A 1,224-nucleotide genomic window follows, 5' to 3' on the forward strand; every position below is an offset into this window, starting at 1 on the left:
GATCCTTGGGTTCTTGCGGTGGTCGCAACACTTGCTGAATGGAGAGTGTTGTGGCGGAGTTGGCGCTGAGGTTCCGGCTGGATGTGGTCCAGCAGGCGTGGGAGTGCTTTCAGGCGGGGCAGTTCGCGAGTGAAGCGGGCGAGCGGATCGGGGTGTATCGGACGACTGCCAAGCGGATGCTGATTGCCGCCGGCGGTGTCAGGCCGCGCCGCGGCCGGGATCTCGAGGGTCGATACTTGTCCTTCGCGGAGCGGGAGGAGATATCCGTGGGGATCGCGTCGGGCCAGTCGATCCGGGCGATCGCCCGGCGGATCGGTAGGGCTCCGTCGACGATCTCGCGCGAGCTCGCACGGAACAGTATGAAGGGCCGCTATCGGGCCTCGAGTGCGCAGATCGCGGCGCACCATCGTGCGTCACGTCCGAAACGGGCGAAGCTGGCGACCAATCTGCGGCTGCGTGTCAGAGTGGAGCAGGACCTGGCTCAGCGCCGATCGCCGGAGCAGATCGCCGGTCGGCTGCGTCGGGAGTTCCCCGATGACCCGGAGATGCGAGTGAGCGCGGAGACGATCTATCAGTCGCTCTATGTGCAGTCCCGGGGAGCGCTGAAGCAGGAGCTGACCCGGTGTTTACGGACCGGTCGGGCTCTGCGTCACCCCAGCCGGAAGGCCGGGCAGCGCAAGAACCGGATCCCGAACATGGTCAACATCGTGCAGCGGCCGGCGGAGGTCGAGGACCGCGCCGTCCCGGGCCATTGGGAAGGCGACCTGATCATCGGGGCGCGCAACCAGTCGGCGATCGGCACTCTCGTTGAGCGGTCCTCGAACTACACGATGCTGGTGCCACTGCCCGACGGATACAAGCCGGAGCAGGTCGCGCCGGCGCTGGCGCGGAAGATTCAGCAGCTCCCGCAGCAGCTACGCGGCACGCTCACCTGGGATCAGGGGCCGGAGATGCGGGACTGGGAACAGGTGCGCATCGACACCGGCATCGAGGTGTTCTTCTGCGACCCGCACTCACCCTGGCAGCGCGGCATCAACGAGAACACCAACGGACTACTGCGGCAGTACTTCCCCAAAGGCACCCCGCTCGCGGGCTTCGACGAGGCGCACCTCGACGCAGTCGCCGCCGAGCTCAACGACCGACCCCGCAAACGACTAGAGTTCCAAACCCCGAACGAAGTCATCGGTAACATCCTGTTGCGATGACCGCTTGAATCCGCCGATC

General features: G+C 66.1%; 1 protein-coding gene. It reads left to right on the plus strand.

The genetic code is table 11. From position 1 onward, the window contains the following. Positions 1-38 precede the first annotated feature (38 nt). A complete protein-coding gene (locus ACLKM7_RS19720) occupies positions 39-1,205 on the plus strand; it encodes an IS30 family transposase (RefSeq protein WP_436449004.1) in 1,167 nt (388 codons plus the stop codon). The last annotated feature ends 19 nt before the right edge of the window (positions 1,206-1,224 follow it).

This window comes from Microbacterium sp. I2 (genome assembly GCF_051364985.1).
Lineage (GTDB): Bacteria > Actinomycetota > Actinomycetes > Actinomycetales > Microbacteriaceae > Microbacterium.

Coding starts and splice junctions, on each gene's coding strand:
- ACLKM7_RS19720 (WP_436449004.1), top strand. CDS start 39: ATGGAGAGTGTTGTGGCGGAGTTGGCGCTGAGGTTCCGGCTGGATGTG.